11 protein-coding genes are annotated in these 15,889 nt (G+C 69.6%); 2 read left to right on the top strand and 9 right to left on the bottom strand.

What is annotated here, in order from left to right:
* Nucleotides 1-32: 32 nt before the first annotated feature.
* The 4 genes from ACXJJ9_RS05550 to ACXJJ9_RS05535 form a co-directional block, all read right to left on the bottom strand.
* Nucleotides 33-3,353, bottom strand: coding sequence for an ankyrin repeat domain-containing protein (locus ACXJJ9_RS05550; protein ID WP_457096584.1), 3,321 nt, complete (start codon nt 3,351-3,353; stop codon nt 33-35).
* Nucleotides 3,354-3,387: 34 nt separating this feature from the next.
* Entirely contained in the window at nt 3,388-3,657 is a 270-nt protein-coding gene (locus ACXJJ9_RS05545; protein ID WP_310054507.1) for a YcgL domain-containing protein, read from the bottom strand.
* Nucleotides 3,658-3,774: 117 nt separating this feature from the next.
* Nucleotides 3,775-4,782 (bottom strand): cytochrome d ubiquinol oxidase subunit II, encoded by a 1,008-nt coding sequence (gene cydB / locus ACXJJ9_RS05540; protein ID WP_457096234.1) that lies wholly within the window; start codon nt 4,780-4,782, stop codon nt 3,775-3,777.
* A complete protein-coding gene (locus ACXJJ9_RS05535; RefSeq protein ID WP_457096233.1) occupies nt 4,782-6,197 on the bottom strand; it encodes a cytochrome ubiquinol oxidase subunit I in 1,416 nt (471 codons plus the stop codon). Before ACXJJ9_RS05535 ends, cydB begins: the two co-directional genes overlap by 1 nt.
* Nucleotides 6,198-6,423: 226 nt before the next feature.
* Here ACXJJ9_RS05535 and ACXJJ9_RS05530 point away from each other — a divergent pair, with 226 nt between their 5' ends.
* Nucleotides 6,424-8,793, top strand: coding sequence for a prolyl oligopeptidase family serine peptidase (locus ACXJJ9_RS05530; protein ID WP_457096232.1), 2,370 nt, complete (start codon nt 6,424-6,426; stop codon nt 8,791-8,793).
* Nucleotides 8,794-8,827: 34 nt separating this feature from the next.
* On the opposite strand, the gene ACXJJ9_RS05525 is transcribed toward ACXJJ9_RS05530, so the two are convergent.
* The 4 genes from ACXJJ9_RS05525 to ACXJJ9_RS05510 form a co-directional block, all read right to left on the bottom strand.
* A complete protein-coding gene (locus ACXJJ9_RS05525; RefSeq protein ID WP_457096231.1) occupies nt 8,828-9,748 on the bottom strand; it encodes a DUF2950 domain-containing protein in 921 nt (306 codons plus the stop codon).
* Between the two features lie 14 nt (nt 9,749-9,762).
* On the bottom strand, nt 9,763-11,130 hold the full coding sequence (locus tag ACXJJ9_RS05520; protein ID WP_457096230.1) for a DUF3300 domain-containing protein: 1,368 nt from the start codon (nt 11,128-11,130) through the stop codon (nt 9,763-9,765).
* 242 nt (nt 11,131-11,372) lie between these two features.
* Entirely contained in the window at nt 11,373-12,284 is a 912-nt protein-coding gene (locus tag ACXJJ9_RS05515; RefSeq protein ID WP_457096229.1) for a DUF2950 domain-containing protein, read from the bottom strand.
* A gap of 10 nt (nt 12,285-12,294) precedes the next feature.
* Nucleotides 12,295-13,887 (bottom strand): DUF3300 domain-containing protein, encoded by a 1,593-nt coding sequence (locus tag ACXJJ9_RS05510; protein WP_457096228.1) that lies wholly within the window; start codon nt 13,885-13,887, stop codon nt 12,295-12,297.
* Between the two features lie 223 nt (nt 13,888-14,110).
* On the opposite strand from ACXJJ9_RS05510, the gene hemF reads away from it, so the two are divergent.
* Nucleotides 14,111-15,046, top strand: a complete 936-nt coding sequence (gene hemF / locus ACXJJ9_RS05505) for an oxygen-dependent coproporphyrinogen oxidase (RefSeq protein ID WP_457096227.1) — start codon at nt 14,111-14,113, stop codon at nt 15,044-15,046.
* 7 nt (nt 15,047-15,053) lie between these two features.
* On the opposite strand, the gene ACXJJ9_RS05500 is transcribed toward hemF, so the two are convergent.
* A complete protein-coding gene (locus tag ACXJJ9_RS05500) occupies nt 15,054-15,569 on the bottom strand; it encodes a DUF421 domain-containing protein (protein ID WP_457096226.1) in 516 nt (171 codons plus the stop codon).
* Nucleotides 15,570-15,889 lie beyond the last annotated feature (320 nt).

Raw genomic sequence — 15,889 nt, 5'->3', positions numbered from 1 at the left:
GCGAGCCGGTTACCGGCTTCGCCGCGTGCCCATCACGGCTCGCGCAGGAACCGCGCCATCGACACGTCCGAACCCGGGGACGGCACCGGCGCCAGTTCCGCGGCGATGTCGACGAAGCCGCGCATCACCGCGATCTCGCGTGGGGTGCGGTTGAGCGTGTCGCGCAACGCGGGATCCGCACCCGCGCGCAGCAGCTTCTGCACCACGCGCATCAAGCCGTGCAGCGCGGCCAGGTGCAACGGACCGAAACCGCGCGGGTCCTGCACGTCGAGCTGGGCGTCGTGGTCGAGGAGCTGGTCGAGGCCGGCCATCAGCACGTCCTCGTCGGCGGCCGAGCCCGGTTCCGCGCGCGCCCCCAGCACCAGCAGCAACGGCGTCGCCCCGGCGGCGGGCAGGTCGGCTTCGGCGCCGGCGAGCAGCAGGGTGTCGAGCAGTGCGACCAGGCGCGCGCGCTCGCGCGCGGTGAAGCCGAACATCGCCGCGCAATGCAGCGCGGTGCGGCCCTGGGCATCGGTGGCATGCACGTCGGCACCGGCCGCCAGCAGGCGCGCGGCCATGTCGGGCAGGCCGAGCGCGCACGCGACCATCAACACGGTGAGGTCGCCGGGCAGGCGCTGTTCCAGGGAGACGCCGGCGGCGATCAGGCGGTCGACCACTTCGGCATGGCGCATGCTCACCGCGGCGGACAGGGGCGTGGCCCCGGAATGCGCGGCGAGTTGCGGATCGGCGCCGCGCGCCAGCAGCAGGTCGACCACGGCACGATGGCCGCCACCGGCCGCGCGCAGCAACGCGCTGCAACCCTGGCTGTCTGCGGCATCGACCGGCAGGCCGAGGTCGAGCAGGCGGCGCACCGCATCGGCGTCCCCCACGATCGCCGCGGCCGGTACGTCCTGCGCGCGCAGCGGCCGCTTCGGCAGCGGCCAGCCGCGCCAGTCGAGCCAGTCGGCGAGATCGCGGCGTCCGGACGACAGCGCGACACCCAGCGGCGTCTGTCCGTCGGCGGCGAGCAGGTCGGGCGCGGCACCCTGCGCCACAAGTTTCCTCAGCATCGCCTCGCGGCCGAGCGCGGCGGCGAGGTGCAGCGCGCTCATGCCGTGGCTGTCGCGGCCGTCGAGGCTGACGCCGATGGCGAGCAGGCGATCGACCAGGCGCGACCAGCCCAGGCGCACGGCCAGGGCCAGCGGCGGATCGCCGGCGGGCGATGCCGCGAACGGATCGGCACCGCGCTCGAGCAGGTCAAGGGCGAAATATTCGAGGCCGCGCGCGGCCTGTTCGCTGGCCGAGCACGCGGCAAGGAAGCGCGCGAGGCCACCGCCACCGGCCGGCGAAACGCCGCGGCGCACCAGCGCCTGCAGCGCCGGCAGCGCCGCGGGACCGCGAGTGAGCAGCGCGAACAGCGGCGTGTCGCCCTGCCCATCGCGCACGCCCGGATCCGCGCCCCAGTGCAGCAGGCGCTCGACCTGTTCCGCGCTGGGTGCGGGCGCCTCGTCATGCAGCAGTGCGCCGAGTTCGCTGGCGCTGAGCAGTTGCGCCAGGCCGGTGAGTTCGGCGCCACGGCGTTCGTGCAGGCCCTCGCGCAGCAGCGCGGCGGGGGCACGGTCGGGTAGGGGCGCGTCCGGCGTTTCCGCGGCGTCGCTGACCGCTGATGGCAACGGGTAGGCGCGGTCGAGCGCGGCGACCAGCGCCCAACGGCCGGCTTCGGCGGCGCGGTCGATCGCACGCTTGTCGTCGAAGTCGCGCGCGTCGGCATCCAGGCCGAGCGCAAGCAGGCGTTCGATCAGGGCCGGCGTGGCGTTCTCCGACATCGCCGCGAGCATCAGCGCACCGCGGCCATGCGCATCGACGGCAGCGGCTTCGCTCATGCCGCCCCCGCTCCTGGACGAGTCGCGCAGCTGCGCGAGCAGGCGGTCAAGCACGGCGACGCGGCCGCCCCGCGCTGCTTCGAGCAGCGGCGTGCGGGCGAGGCGGTCGGCGGCGGCGGCATCGGCACCGGCGGCGAGCAGGACCTCGACGATCTCGGCGTGGCCGGCGAAGGCCGCTTCGTGAAGGGCGCTGCGGCCCTGCGCGTCGCGCGCGTCGACCTTGGCCTTCTGCTTGAGCAGCAGCTGCACGCCCGCGGCGTCGTCTTCCTCGGTGCCGGCGGCGGCGAGCAGCGCCGGCTGGCCACCGGCTGGCTCGGGCTTCGCGCCGCGCTCGAGCAGGAATTTCGCCAGGCGCCAGTTGCCCGCGGCGCAGGCGACGCCGAGTGGCGACAGGCCCTCGGCATTGAGCGCGTCGACTTCCGCCGCGGCATCGCGCAGCAGCGCGGCGACGCCGGGATCGGAGCTGCGCGCGGCGTGGTGCAGGGCGGTGTTGCCGTCGTGGTCGACGGCGCGCGGATCGGCGCCGTTGGCGAGCAGCGTCATCACCGCATCGGGACGGCCGTGCCAGCTGTCGCGGGTGGCGGCGAGCAGCGGCGTCATGCCGGCATGGGTGGCGTTGAGGTCGACGCCGTGCGCGATCAGTGTGCGCAGCAGGCGCAGGTCGGGCAGTACCGCCGCGAGTACGGCGAGGTTGCGCTGGTCGCGGTCCTCGTGCGGCGGCGGCGCATGCACGTTGGCACCCGCATCAATCAGTTGCAGCGCCTGTTCGACGCGGCCGGCGCGGGCGGCGGCATAGAGTTCGGTTTCCAGCGGCAGCGCGCCGAGCGGCAGTTCGGCGGCGGTCTCGTTGTCGGTTTCGATGACAGCGTCGCCCTCGGGCAACGCATCGGCGGGCGCCGTGCGCTGCAGCAGCCAGTGCAGCAGCGGCGAAGCGACGACCAGCCCGGCGCCCAGGCCCCAGCGCGCGCTGGCGCCGAGCAGGCCCGGCCACGCCAGCACCAGGATCGCGCCGAGCAGCGCCACCACGATCCCGGCCACGCCCAGGCCGCGCCACGCACCGGCGTCGAGTTCGCCCAGCTCACCCCAATGCTGCGCCAGCGTGCCGCCTTCGGTTTCCATGCCGTGCCACAGCGGCCATAGGCGCCACGCGCCCAGCAGCAACACCCCGGCCATCAGGCTCAGGCCGAGCGCCGACAACAGCGAACCGCCTTCGATCAGGGCCGACAGGGGCCAGGTGACGACGGCCGCCGCCAGCGCGAATGCCCCGCCCCACAGCAGCGCAAGCCAGCCGCTTTCGCCCAGCAGCGCGCGCGGCGTGGCGAAGCGACGGCCGCGGAACTGGGCGACAGCCAGCGCGAAGGCGGGCTGCGCCAGCAATGCGGCAATGGCGGCGATGCCACCGAACCCGGCCACCGCCGCCAGGGCGACAGCGCCCGCCAGCGTCGCCCATGGCAGCCACCGCGGGGCGACGCGGCGCGTGTCCGCCGGCATGGCCGCTGGCGTGTCTGGCGTCGCCGCGATGGCGTCAGGCATCGGTGCCCCAGTCCTCCGTCATCGGGTCTTCGACCGTCGGCGGGTATTGCAGGTGGAAGCCGCGCACGGCGAGGTTCTCGCGCACCACGGCCGCATCCCCGCGGGCGAGCTTGCGCTCCGGCGTGAGCGCCAGTTCCAGCACGAACTGCAGGTTGCCCAGCTGCGACCGCAGCGGTGCGGGCAGGCGCTCGAAATCGTCGCGGGCGCCGAGGTAGACGTAGGTGTCGGCTTTGCGGAGGCTTTTGTAAACGTAGGCTTGCATGCGCTTGGGGGGACGGCTCGCCGCGTGACAACGCACACAGCATAACCGCCCCGTCGCTGCGCGACACGCGTGTTCAGGCTTTTTTTGCGGGGTTTTCGCGCCCCGCGCCAGCGGCCTTCAGTGGTAGCCGGCGTCCGCCGCGACCTTGCCCTTGAACACGCTGTACGACCACCACGTGTACCCGAGGATCGCCGGCAGCAGCACGATCAGGCCGACACCGACGAAACCCTGCGACGACGACGGCGACGCCGCATCCCAGATCGTCAGCGACGGCGGCACGATGTTCGGCCAGATCCCCAGCACCAGCCCGGCAAAGCCGAGTACGAAGAAGCTGAGCGTCAGCAGGAACGGCGCTGTGTCGCGCCCCTGCTTCATCGTCGCCTGCCACAGCGCGAAGGCGTTGATGAGCGCGAGCACCGGCACCGGCGCCAGCCACCAGAAATTCCCGTTTTCGAACCAGCGCGCCATGATCCGCGAGTCGAGGAACGGCAGCCACGCGCTCACCAGCCCCATGAAGGCGACGACCACCAGCACCAGCGGACGCGTCAGCGTGCGCGCGATCAGCTGCATGCGGCCCTCGGTCTTGAGGATCAGCCAGGTGGATCCCAACAGCGCGTAGCCGAACACCACCGCCACGCCGGTGAGCATCGAGAACGGGCTGAACCAGCCAAACGCACCGCCCATGTACTTGCCGCCCTGCAGCGGCATGCCCTCGACCAGCGCGCCGAGGATCACGCCCTGCGCGAACGCGGCGAACATCGAGCCCAGCGCGAACGCCGCGCCCCATGCTGGCTTCGTCCGCTGCGCCTTGAAGCGGAATTCGAAGGCGACGCCGCGGAACACCAGCGCGATCAGCATCAGCAGCACCGGCAGGTACAGCGCCGACAGCACCACCGCGTACGCCTTGGGGAAGGCCGCGAGCAGGCCCGTGCCACCTAGCACCAGCCAGGTCTCGTTGCCGTCCCAGATCGGCGCGGCGGTATTCATCATGTGGTCGAGCTGGTGCTCGTCCTCCGCGAATGGGGCGAGGATGCCGAGTCCGAGCACGAAGCCGTCGAGCAGCACGTACATCAGTACGCCGAAGCCGATCACGCCGAACCACAGCACGGGTAGCCAGTACGCCATCACGCGCCCTCCCCTTCGGCACCGCCCACCGACAGCGGCCGCGCCGGCGTCTTGTCGCCGCCTTCGGTCCGCGGCGCCGGCTCGTGCGGCTGCGGGCCCTTGCGGATGAGCTTGAGCAGGTACCAGATACCGGCCCCGAACACGGTGAAGTAGACCGCGGCAAAAACGATCAGCGACGTCAGCACGCTGCCGGTGGCGAGCGTCGGCGTCACCGCGTCCGCGGTGCGCAGCAGACCGTAGACCACGTACGGCTGGCGGCCGATCTCGACCACCCACCAGCCGGCGAGGATCGCGGCGAAACCGGCCAGCGTCATCGCGCGCCAGCCGTTCAACACCCACGCCGATTCGAACAGCCGGCGCCGCCGCCACATCCACAGCGAGGCCAGCACGAGCAGCAGCATTGTCGTGCCGAGACCGACCATCGCCCGGAAGGCGAAGAACACCGGCGCCACCGGCGGGCGCTCGTCGGCGGGCACCGATTTCAGCGGCTGGATTTCGCCGTCGAGTGAATGGGTCAGGATGAGGCTGCCAAGTTTCGGCACCGCGACCTCGTAGTCGTTGCGCTCGGCCTTCTGGTTGGGCAGCGCGAACAGTACCAGCGGCACGCCGGCACCCTTTTCACCCTGTTCCCAATGGCCTTCCATCGCCGCGAGCTTGATCGGCTGGTGTTCGCCGACGTTGAGGCCATGCTGGTCGCCGACGAAGACCTGCAGCGGCACCGCGATCGCCGCGAATACCACGGCGAGCCGGAGCATGCGCTTGCCCGCTTCGACGTGCACGCCGCGGCGCAGGTAGCCCGCACTGACGCCGCCGATCACGAAGCAGGTGGTGATGAACGCCGCCAGCACCATGTGCGTGAGCCGGAATGGGAACGACGGGTTGAACACGATCGCCCACCAGCTCGCCGGCTCGAACACGCCGTCGGCGGTGAGCGTGTAGCCCTGCGGGGTCTGCATCCAGCTGTTGGCGGAGATGATCCAGAACGTCGAGATCAAGGTGCCCAGCGCGACCATGCAGGTGGCGAAGAAATGCAGCTTGTCGGATACGCGCCTGGCACCGAACAGCATCACGCCGAGGAACGTCGCTTCGAGGAAGAACGCGGTCAGCACCTCGTACGACAGCAGCGGCCCGAGGATGTTGCCGGCCTTCTCGCTCAGCACCGCCCAGTTGGTGCCGAACTGGAAGCTCATGACGATGCCGCTGACCACGCCCATGCCGAACGACACGGCGAAGATCTTCAGCCAGAAGAAGTAGAGGTCGCGCCACAGGGCATCGCGCGTGCGCAGCCAGCGGAATTCGAGGAACGCCAGCCAGCTGGCGAGGCCGATGGTGAAGGCCGGGAACAGGATGTGGCAGGAAATGACGAATCCGAACTGGATCCGCGACAGCAACAGCGGCGAGAACAGTGCATCCACGCAGCGACTCCGCGACGCGCGGGGGTGCGTCGCGGCGCGTATTGTGCGCCGCGCCATTGGCCGCGAACAGGATCAGTTCCGGCTGGCCGGACCGGTGCAGCCGCCGCGGGGCCTGCGGGGCTTGCAGGCCCTGCCGCCGGCGCGCCCAGGGCATGACCGACGGCCCGATTGCGCAAAGCGCCGGACTGTTACCCTGCGGCCCGGTTTCCCTACAGTCCGCTGCCCGATGCGTCTTGCCGTCCTGCCCTTCGCCTTGCTCCTCCTGCTGCCCGCCGCGGTCGCGGCCCAGCCCAACCCGCCGCTCACGCTCGAGCAGGTCATGGCCGATCCGGACTGGATCGGGCCGCCGGTCGAGCAGGCCTGGTGGTCGTGGGACGGCAAGCAGGTGCAATACCAGGTCAAGCGCGAGGGCGCGACGATCAAGGACACCTGGCGCCAGCCCGTCGCCGGCGGTCCGGCGCAGAGGGTCGATGGCGCCGCGCGCGCCGAACTCGATGCGGCGAACCCGGCCTTCGACGCGGCGCGCACGCGCATGGCCTTCGTCCGCAATGGCGACGTGTTCGTGCGCGACCTGCGCAGCGGTGCGCTGACGCAGGTGACGCGCACCGATGCGTCCGAAGCGCTGCCGCAGTGGAGCCGCGATGGCAACCTCGTATTCCGCGTCGGCAACGACTGGTACCGGTGGCGCGCCGGCGCCGGGGTGAGCCAGGCCGCGATCGTCAAGGCCGAAAAGGATCCCGCCGCCGCGCCCAAGCCCGACGACCTGCGCGATCGCCAGTTGCACATGATCCGCACGCTGCAGGACGACAAGGCGCGGCGCGACGCCGCGCGCGTGCAGGACGAACAGTGGCGGCGCGACGACGCCACGCGGGCGCCGCTGCCGGCCTATCTGAGCAATGACGTCGCCATCGTCGACAGCCTGCTGTCGCCGGATGCACGCTGGCTGCTGGTCGTCACCACCGCCAAGGACGCGGATGCGGGACAGGCCGGCAAGATGCCCAAGTACGTGACCGAGTCGGGTTACGAGGAATTCGAGGAAGTGCGTACCCGCGTCGGCCGCAATGCGTCGCTGCCGCAGCGACTGTGGCTGGTGGATGTGGCCGGGGCCAAGGTCAGCGAACTCAAGTTCGACGCCCTCCCTGGCATCAAGGACGACCCGCTGGCGGCGCTGCGCAAGGCGGCCAAGCAGGACGCGCTCAAGGGCAACCGCGCCGTGCAGGTGCTCACCAGTGGCGACAACAGCGGCGCGCCGCCGATCCGTTGGAGCGACGACGGCCGCAGCGTAGCGGTGATGGTGCGCGCGATCGACAACAAGGACCGCTGGATCGCCAGCGTCGATCTCGCCACCGCCAAACTGCAGCCGCGCCACCGCCTCACCGATCCGGCCTGGATCAACTGGGGCTTCAACGATTTCGGCTGGACCCCTGACGGGCAGCTCTGGCTGCTGTCGGAACAGAGCGGCTATTCGCACATCTACCTCAGCGACGGCGGCACGCCGCGCGCGCTGACCGCGGGCAAGTGGGAAGCTTCGGCGCCGCAATTGTCGCCGGACGGCAGCACCTTCTATTTCCTGTGCAACCGCAAGTGGCCTGGCGATTACGAGGTGTGCGCCGCCGACCGCAAGGGCGGTGCCGTGCGCGAGCTGACCGACCTCGGCGGCGTCGAGGACTTCGCACTGTCGCCCGATGGCACCCAGGTGCTCGTGCGCCATTCGCGCGCCTACATGCCGGCGCAGGTATCGGTGGTCGCGGCGAATGGCGGTGAAGCCCGACAGCTCACCGACACGCGCAAGGACGCCTTCAAGTCGCGCGACTGGATGCAGCCCGAATACGTGCAGGTGCCCAGCAAGCACGGCGCCGGCACGGTCTGGGGCAAGTACTACGGACCCAGGCAGCCCGAAGCCGGCAAGAAGTATCCGATCGTGATGTTCGTGCACGGCGCGGGCTACCTGCAGAACGTCGACGACCGCTGGCCGGAATATTTCCGCGAACAGATGTTCCACAACCTGCTGGTCGAACACGGCTACGTCGTGCTCGACCTCGATTACCGCGGCTCGGAAGGCTACGGCCGCGACTGGCGCACAGCGATCTACCGCAACATGGGCCATCCGGAGCTGGAGGATTACCTCGACGGCCTCGACTGGCTGATCGCGAACAAGCAGGGCGACAAGGATCGCGCCGGCATCTATGGCGGCTCTTACGGGGGCTTCATGACCTTCATGGCGCTGTTCCGCGCGCCCGGCACGTTCAAGGCCGGCGCCGCGCTGCGCCCGGTCAGCGACTGGTCGCAGTACAACCACGAATACACCAGCAACATCCTCAATACGCCCGAACTCGACCCCGAGGCCTACCGCGTCTCGTCGCCGATCGAATACGCCGACAAGCTGCAGGACCATCTGCTGATCGCGCACGGCATGATCGACGACAACGTGTTCTTCAAGGATTCGGTGATGCTGTCGCAGCGCCTGATCGAGCTGCACAAGGACAAGTGGGAAATCGCGCCATACCCGATGGAACGGCACACCTTCGCGCATCCGGATGCGTGGTACGACGAGTACCGCCGCATCTACGAACTGTTCGAGCGCACGCTGAAGTAAGCGCGCCGGCGCCGCGGCCCCAAGGCCGCGGCGCTTACGGTGCCGTGGTGGTGGCGGTGGCCGTGTCCGGCACTTCCTGCCAGCTGCTGTCCGGATCGAAGGTGGTCATCGCCTTTGCCACGCGCTCGCTGTCCGGACCGAGGTCCTTCTCGAACAGCTCGCCTTCGTGGCTGATCATGAAGCTCATGACGCCGCTGTCGCCGTACTTCGTCGGCCAGGCCACCAGGGCGAAGCCGCGGCTCATGTTGTCCCCGAGCTTGTAGTCGTAGGCGCCGCCCGGCGCCGACGGTCCCTGCGCGGCGAGGATGCGGTAGTGGTAGCCGTGCCAGTCGCCGCCCGGGGTGTCATCGCCGAACAGCGGTCCCAGCGGGCTTTCCTCCTCGCCGGGCTGGTCGGCCCAATACAGGCCGTCGTGCTTGCCGTCGCTGCTGAGGAATTTCTGCGCGTACTCGAGTACGCCGTCGCCATCGCGGTCGACCATGGCGTAGTCGTCCTGCGCGTCCTCGTAGGCGCGCGCGGCCTGCTCCGCCGCCAGCTCGTTGCGGCCGATGCGGCGAATGCGGATCTCCTGCGCGCCGGCCTTGAGATCGAAGGCCCAGCCGCCGCCCTTGCGCTTCTCCAACGGTACCGGCAGGGTCCACGCATCCTTGCCGACCGAGAGCATCTCGCGGCCACCGGCATCGGTCTTGAACTCGTGGTGCTCGCGATAGCGCGCGACGAAGGCGTCGACGTCGTCGCTGCCGACGCTGCCGACCGGCACGTAGTCGCGCCAGTCCGCGCCCAACAGGGCGGCGAGGCGGACTTCATCGGGCTTCTCCGCGCGTTGCGACGAGCCCAGGGCCCTGACCAGCGCTTCGGCTGCCGCATCCGGTGACGGATAGGCCTGCTGTGCCCAAACCGCCGGCGCCAGCAATGCCAGCACGGCGAACGAAATCAAGCGAGTGGTAGCGGTCATGCTCGATCTCCTGTTCAACGGCGCCGCCCGCCGCCGCCGCGTGAGGGACGGGACATCTGGTGGCCACCGCCGCGCGAGCCGGAACGCTGCGACGCGCCATAGCTGCTGCGGCCGCGGTTCGACGAGGCGCGCGAGACATTGGGATTGCTCGCTCCGGAGAACGCGTTGTTGCGTTGCCCTCCCTGGGAGCTGTTGAACGAGTCACGCGAGGACTGGCGCTCCTGCGCATTGCGTTGCTGGCTCAGCTGCTGCTGGCCGCGATCGAAATCGCTGACGCGCCCCTGGCCCTGGCCCATCTGCCGCGAGGCCTGGCCGGCGCGATCGCGCGCCTCCCGGTTGCTCGCCGCCGGGGCCTCGAAGCCACTCTTCGACATCGATTGGCGGGCGCGATCACGGTCGGCGTTGCGCGCCGTATCGCGGCCGCGATACGCATCGCGCGACGCGACGCCTTCGCGGCTCTTGCCGAACTGGTCGCGGCTGCGCTGGTCACGGTAAGGCACGCCGTCGCGGTTGGCGGCGTTGTGCTGCCACTTGCCGCCCTCGCCGCGGTTGGTGGTGCGATTGGTGTTGCGCTCGCGGTTGGTGTTGCGGTTGAAGTTGTTGTTGACGTCGATGTCGATGTCGCCGCCGCCCCAGTTGCAGTTGCCCCACAGCGCCCCGCCCACGACCATGCCGACGCCGAAACTGAAGAGCGCGGCGCCGGGGTAGTAGCCGTAGTAGTACGGCGGATAGGCCGGGTACGCCCAGGGGCCGTACACGCTGGAGCTGTAGCTGGGTACGTAGACGACTTCCGGGTCAGCCGATTCGATGATGATGGTCTGCGGTACCGATTCCGCCGCGACGGCGCCGGTCGCCGGTTCGGTCTTGACCACCTGCTGCTCGGTGGTCTTGAGGTTGCCGGCTGCCTGCGCCTTGTTGCGCAGGCGTTGCACGGACCCCATCACGTCATCGGGCTGGGCGAGGAAGGCGTCGCCCAGCTTCTGCACCCAGGCCGCATCCTGGCTGAGCGTCTCCAGTACCGGCGGGAAGGCGACCAGCGCTTGCACGCTCGGGTCCCAGGCCTGGTTCTCGACCTGTTTCACGGCCTCCTCGCCCTTGACGCCCTTGTGCTGTTTGGACCACTTGGCCGCGTCGGCAACATCACCCGGGTAGGTCGACGCCATCAGCACCTGCGCGAGCAGCGCGTCGGGATACAGGGCGATGGGCGCCGTCATCTGGTCGAGTTCCTCGACGCCGAATACTTTTTCGGATGCAGGCGTCGACGCGGGCGCGGCGGCGCCCTGTGCGGCCGCGTGGGGAATGGATGCCGGCGGCGCGGCGCGTGCGGCGGTCGAGGCAAAAATCAATGCAAATGCGGCGAGATACGGCCCTGGAATGCGCATTGGGAATCTCCAGTCGCAGATGGCACCGCGGCACCGGTGGGCGGATTCGCGGGCGACACTTTGCGGGCCGGACCGAATCGTCCGGCGTGATGGAAACCTTAGTGCGGGGCAGGCATGCGGGGATATTGGACTTTGATCCCACGCACGAAGGTCTGGTCCTTGCCGGTCAAGCTGTCGTTCACGATCAGCCGCCGACGCGCATGACCGCACGCGTCGATGCCGGGAGACGCAGGCTCGTGCAGCTAGGGCGCGGCGGCGGCCGCAGTGTCCGTGTCCTTCACTTCTTGCCAGCTGCTGTCGGGATCGAAGCGGGGCATCGCCTTCGCCAGCTTCTCGCTGCCGGGGCCGAGGTCCTTCTCGAAGACCTCGCCGTCGTGGCTGATCATGAAGCTCATCACGCCGCTGTCGCCGTACTTCGCCGGCCAGGCGATCAGGGCGAAGCCGCGGCTCATGTTCTTGCCCAGCAGGTAGTTGTAGGCGCCGCCCGGCGCCGATGGTCCCTGCGCGGTGAGGATGCGGTAGTGGTAGCCATGCCAGTCGCTGCCGGGCGAGGCGTCCGCGAACAGCGGACCGAGCGGGCTGATCTCACCGCTGTCGTCGTCGGCCCAGAACAGGCCGTCGTGCTGGCCGTCGGTGCTGAGGATCTTCTGCGCGTACTCGAGCACGCCATCGCCGTCGCGATCGACTTCGGCGTATTCCATCTGCGCGTCGTCATAGGCGCGCGCCGCTTCCACCGCCGCCAACTCGTCGCGGCCGATGCGACGCTCGCGGATCTCCGTGGCGCCGGCGCGGAGATCGAAACGCCAGCCGTCCTTTCCCTTGGTCAGCGGGATCGGCAGGCTCCAGTCGTTCTTGCCGACGACCAGGTTGGCGTGGCCGTCGGCAGCGGTCTTGATCGAATGCCGCTCGCGATAGCCGCTGAGGAACGCATCCACGTCGGCACGCTGGCCGCCTGCAGGCGGGATGTAGTCGCGCCAGTCCTTGCCGAGCAGGGCCGCCAGCTTGTCGGCGTCGGCATGGTCGGTCCCCAGCGCGGCAACCAGGGCATCGGCGGCGGCATCGGGGCTGGGATAGGCCTGCTGGGCCCGGACCAGCGCGGGCAACGCCAGGCCCAGCACGGCGACAAGCGGAAGGATGCGCAGTGTGGTGTTCATGAGGCCCCTCTCAACGATGACGTCCGCCGCCACCCTGGCGCTGCGGGGCTTGGCGCTGGACCTGGTGGCCGCCACCGCCGCCGCGTGAACCGGACGAACGTTGCGCGGAGGCACTGCTGGAGCGGCCGCGGTTGGCCTGGGCGCGCGACTGCGACGGATTGCGCGACCCTTCGAATGCGTTGTTCCGCGAGCCCTGGCTACTTGCCTGCTGCTGGCGCGCCGTGTTGCGCGCCTGTGTGTTGCTTTGGCCGCGCTGCTGGCGCGCCTGCGATGTCGACCGCGACTGCTGCTGTGCGCGTGCGCGGTCGCCGCCCTGGCGGCTGGCCTGGGCGGCCTGCGCGCGCTGACTGTCGCGCGCTCCTGCCTGCTGGCGGTCGCGCGTGGTCTGCGCAGCCCGCTCCCGCTGCTGGTCCCGCGCCTGCCCTTGCGGCCGCTCGCGCATGTCCCGCGACGCCGTCTGTGCACGGTCGCGCGCCTCGCGGTTGCTCCTGGCCGGCTCGATGCCGCGTTGCTGCATCGAGCTGCGCGCCTGTTCGCGCTGGCGCGCGCGGCCGGGGTCGTCGCCACGGAATGCGTCGCGGCGCCCGCTGTCCGCCAGCTGCCGGCCGTTGCGCTCGCGGTTGGCGCGATCGCGATAGGGGACGCCGTCGCGATTGGCGGCGTTGTGGCGGAAGGTGTTCTCGGTGCGGTTGATCTGGCGGTTGGTGTTGATGTTGTTGTAGCGGTCGACATCGATGTCGATATCGCCGCCGCCCCAGTCGCAATCACCCCACAGCGAGTCGGCGATCGCGATACCGGTACCGAAGGCGAGCCCGGTCATCAGCGCGCTGCCCGGGTACCAGTACGGCGTCGGCGGGTAGTACGGCGGCGGATACGACGGATAGGCCCAGGTGCCGTAGACCTGGGTGGGGTTGTAGCTGGGCACGTACACGACCTCGGGGTCGGTCGGCTCGATGACGATGGTCTGAGGCGGTGCCTGCTCGACCACGGTGCCCATGGCCGGTTCCGCGGCGGGGGCAGGTGCCGGCGCCGGCGCCGGTTCCATCGACACCTTCTGGTACTGGTTGGATTCGAGGTTGCCGGCGGCCTGGGCCTGGTGGCGCAGGCGCTGCACGGCATCCATCACGTCGCTGGGTTGGGCCAGGAATGCGTCGCCCAGGCGTTGCACCCATCCCGGGTCCTGCCCGAGGGTGGCCAGCGCCTGCGGGAAGGCCACGAGTGCCTGCACGCTCGGATCCCAGGGCTCATTGGCGACCATCTTCACCGCCGCGTCGCCTTCCTCCTTTGGATGCGCCTTCGACCAGGCGACCGCGTCGGCCACATCACCCGGATATGTCACGGCCATCAGCACCTGGGCCAGCAGCGAGTCCGGATACAACGCGAGGGGCGCCACCATCTGGTCCAGCTCCGCGCGGCTGAACACTTCCTCGGTCGGCGTTGGCGCCGCGGCAGCGGCAGGCGCAGCGGGTGTGGGCGCCGTCGCCGGTGGCGGCGGCGTCGCGGCAGGCGCCGATGTCGCCGGGGTCGAAGCGGGTTCCTTCGAACAAGCGGCCACCACCACCAACAGCGCGGCCAGCAGGACATGACGAGCCGGGATGCGCATTGGGAACTCCCATCGCAGATGGCGTCAGCAGTAGCGGGATCGAGCTCGAACAGGCTTCGATTTGCCGGCGGATCATAGTCCCCGCGTCGTTAAATCCCGATTCACATGGACATGAACGACTGCACGCCGCGCGCGCGCGTGCACGCAATCAACGCGTCCGGGCAACGACCTTGCATCGACTGAATGTCACGCGTTTCGTGGCTCCCGCCTAGAATGCGGGCCCATGACCGCCAAGCCTCCTGCCTCCACCCCGGAATTCGAACGCGTCCGCGATTACCTCACCGGGTTGCAGGACCGCATCTGCAACGCCATCGAAACCGCCGACGGCGGCGCCCGCTTCATCGAAGACCAGTGGAAGCGCGAGGAAGGCGGCGGTGGCCGCACCCGCATCCTGCGCGACGGCGCGGTGTTCGAGCAGGCCGGCATCGGATTTTCCGACGTATCGGGCACGAGGCTGCCGCCCTCCGCGAGCGCGGCGCGGCCGGAGCTCGCCGGTGCGTCATGGCGCGCGGTCGGCGTGTCGCTGGTGTTCCATCCGCGCAATCCGTTCCTTCCGACCACCCACGCCAACGTGCGCCACTTCCGCGCCGAGCGCGACGGCGAGACCGTGGCGTGGTGGTTCGGCGGCGGCTTCGACCTGACCCCGTTCTATCCCTTCGACGAGGACGTGCTGCACTGGCACCGCACCGCGCGCGACCTGTGCGAGCCCTTCGGCGGCGACGCGCGCTACGCCGCGCACAAGCGCTGGTGCGACGACTACTTCCTGCTCAAGCATCGCGGCGAGACGCGCGGCGTCGGCGGCTTGTTCTTCGACGACCTGCACACGGACTTCGACCGCGACTTCGCCTACCTGCGTGCGGTCGGCGACGGTTTCCTCGACGCCTACCTGCCGATCGTCGATCGCCGCCGCGATACGCCTTACGGCGAGCGCGAACGCCAGTTCCAGCTGTACCGGCGCGGCCGCTACGTGGAATTCAACCTGGTGTTCGATCGCGGCACGCTGTTCGGCCTGCAATCGGGCGGGCGCACCGAATCGATCCTGATGAGCCTGCCGCCGCTGGTGCGCTGGGAATACGGCTTCGCGCCCGAAGCCGGCAGCGAAGAGGCGCGCCTGGGCGATTACCTGCGGCCGCGGGACTGGATCGCCGAGCTGGGCTGAACCGTGCTCAATGCGCGCCCGGACCTTCCGGGCGATTCACTTCCCGCGGAACGATCGTGATGTGGCCGTTGGTCTCGAGTTCGGCCAGATGGATTTCATCCACCTCGGAGATGCCCGCTTCGCGCATCGCCTTGTCGAAATCCGCGCGACTGACCATTTCGCGCTTGAGCACGTTGCGGAACACGTGCCCGTCGCGCACCAGCACCACGGATTCGCCCTCGACAAACTTGCGCACCGCCGGGACACGCGCCGAGAGGAAGGCGACGCCGTAGTTCAGCGCAATAAGGCTCACCGAAAGGATCAGGGCGGCCGTCAGCGAGTTGTCGCCGCCGTTCATCCCGTTCTGCACGGCGTTGCCGATCAGGATCAGCAGCACGAGATCGAATGGCGTGAACTGCCCTACCGCACGTTTGCCCGACAGACGCACGAGCACCATCACCACGAAGTACACGGCCACGGCCCGCAGCACGAACTGATACCAGGGCAGACTCAGTTGCAAAAGGCTGGCAGCGCCGTCGCTCATACGATTCTCCCCGTTTGTCCGCGAAGGTAACGCAGAGGCGATGGAAGCACAGCCGGAGGCGGAACAGGAGCAACGCAAAGCAGACTCGCTGCGCTCGCTCCCCCTCACCCGCCCTTCGGGCACCCTCTCCCCGCAAGCGGGGAGAGGGAGAGGGAGAGGACATGCTCTCTCGCGGGAAATCTCTGGAGTAGAGCCCCCTCAGTAAGGGGGCGCGGCGACAGCCGCGGGGATTGGAAGCACATAGCGGGGCCCAAAGTTTTGCAAAGCGGAACTTTGGGCTTCTATTGCCTGCGCAAAAAGCGCAGGCAATAAAAAGCCCC

The sequence above is a fragment of the Lysobacter sp. P5_B9 genome (assembly GCF_054049835.1).
This window is presented reverse-complemented; position numbering and strand designations above follow the sequence as displayed.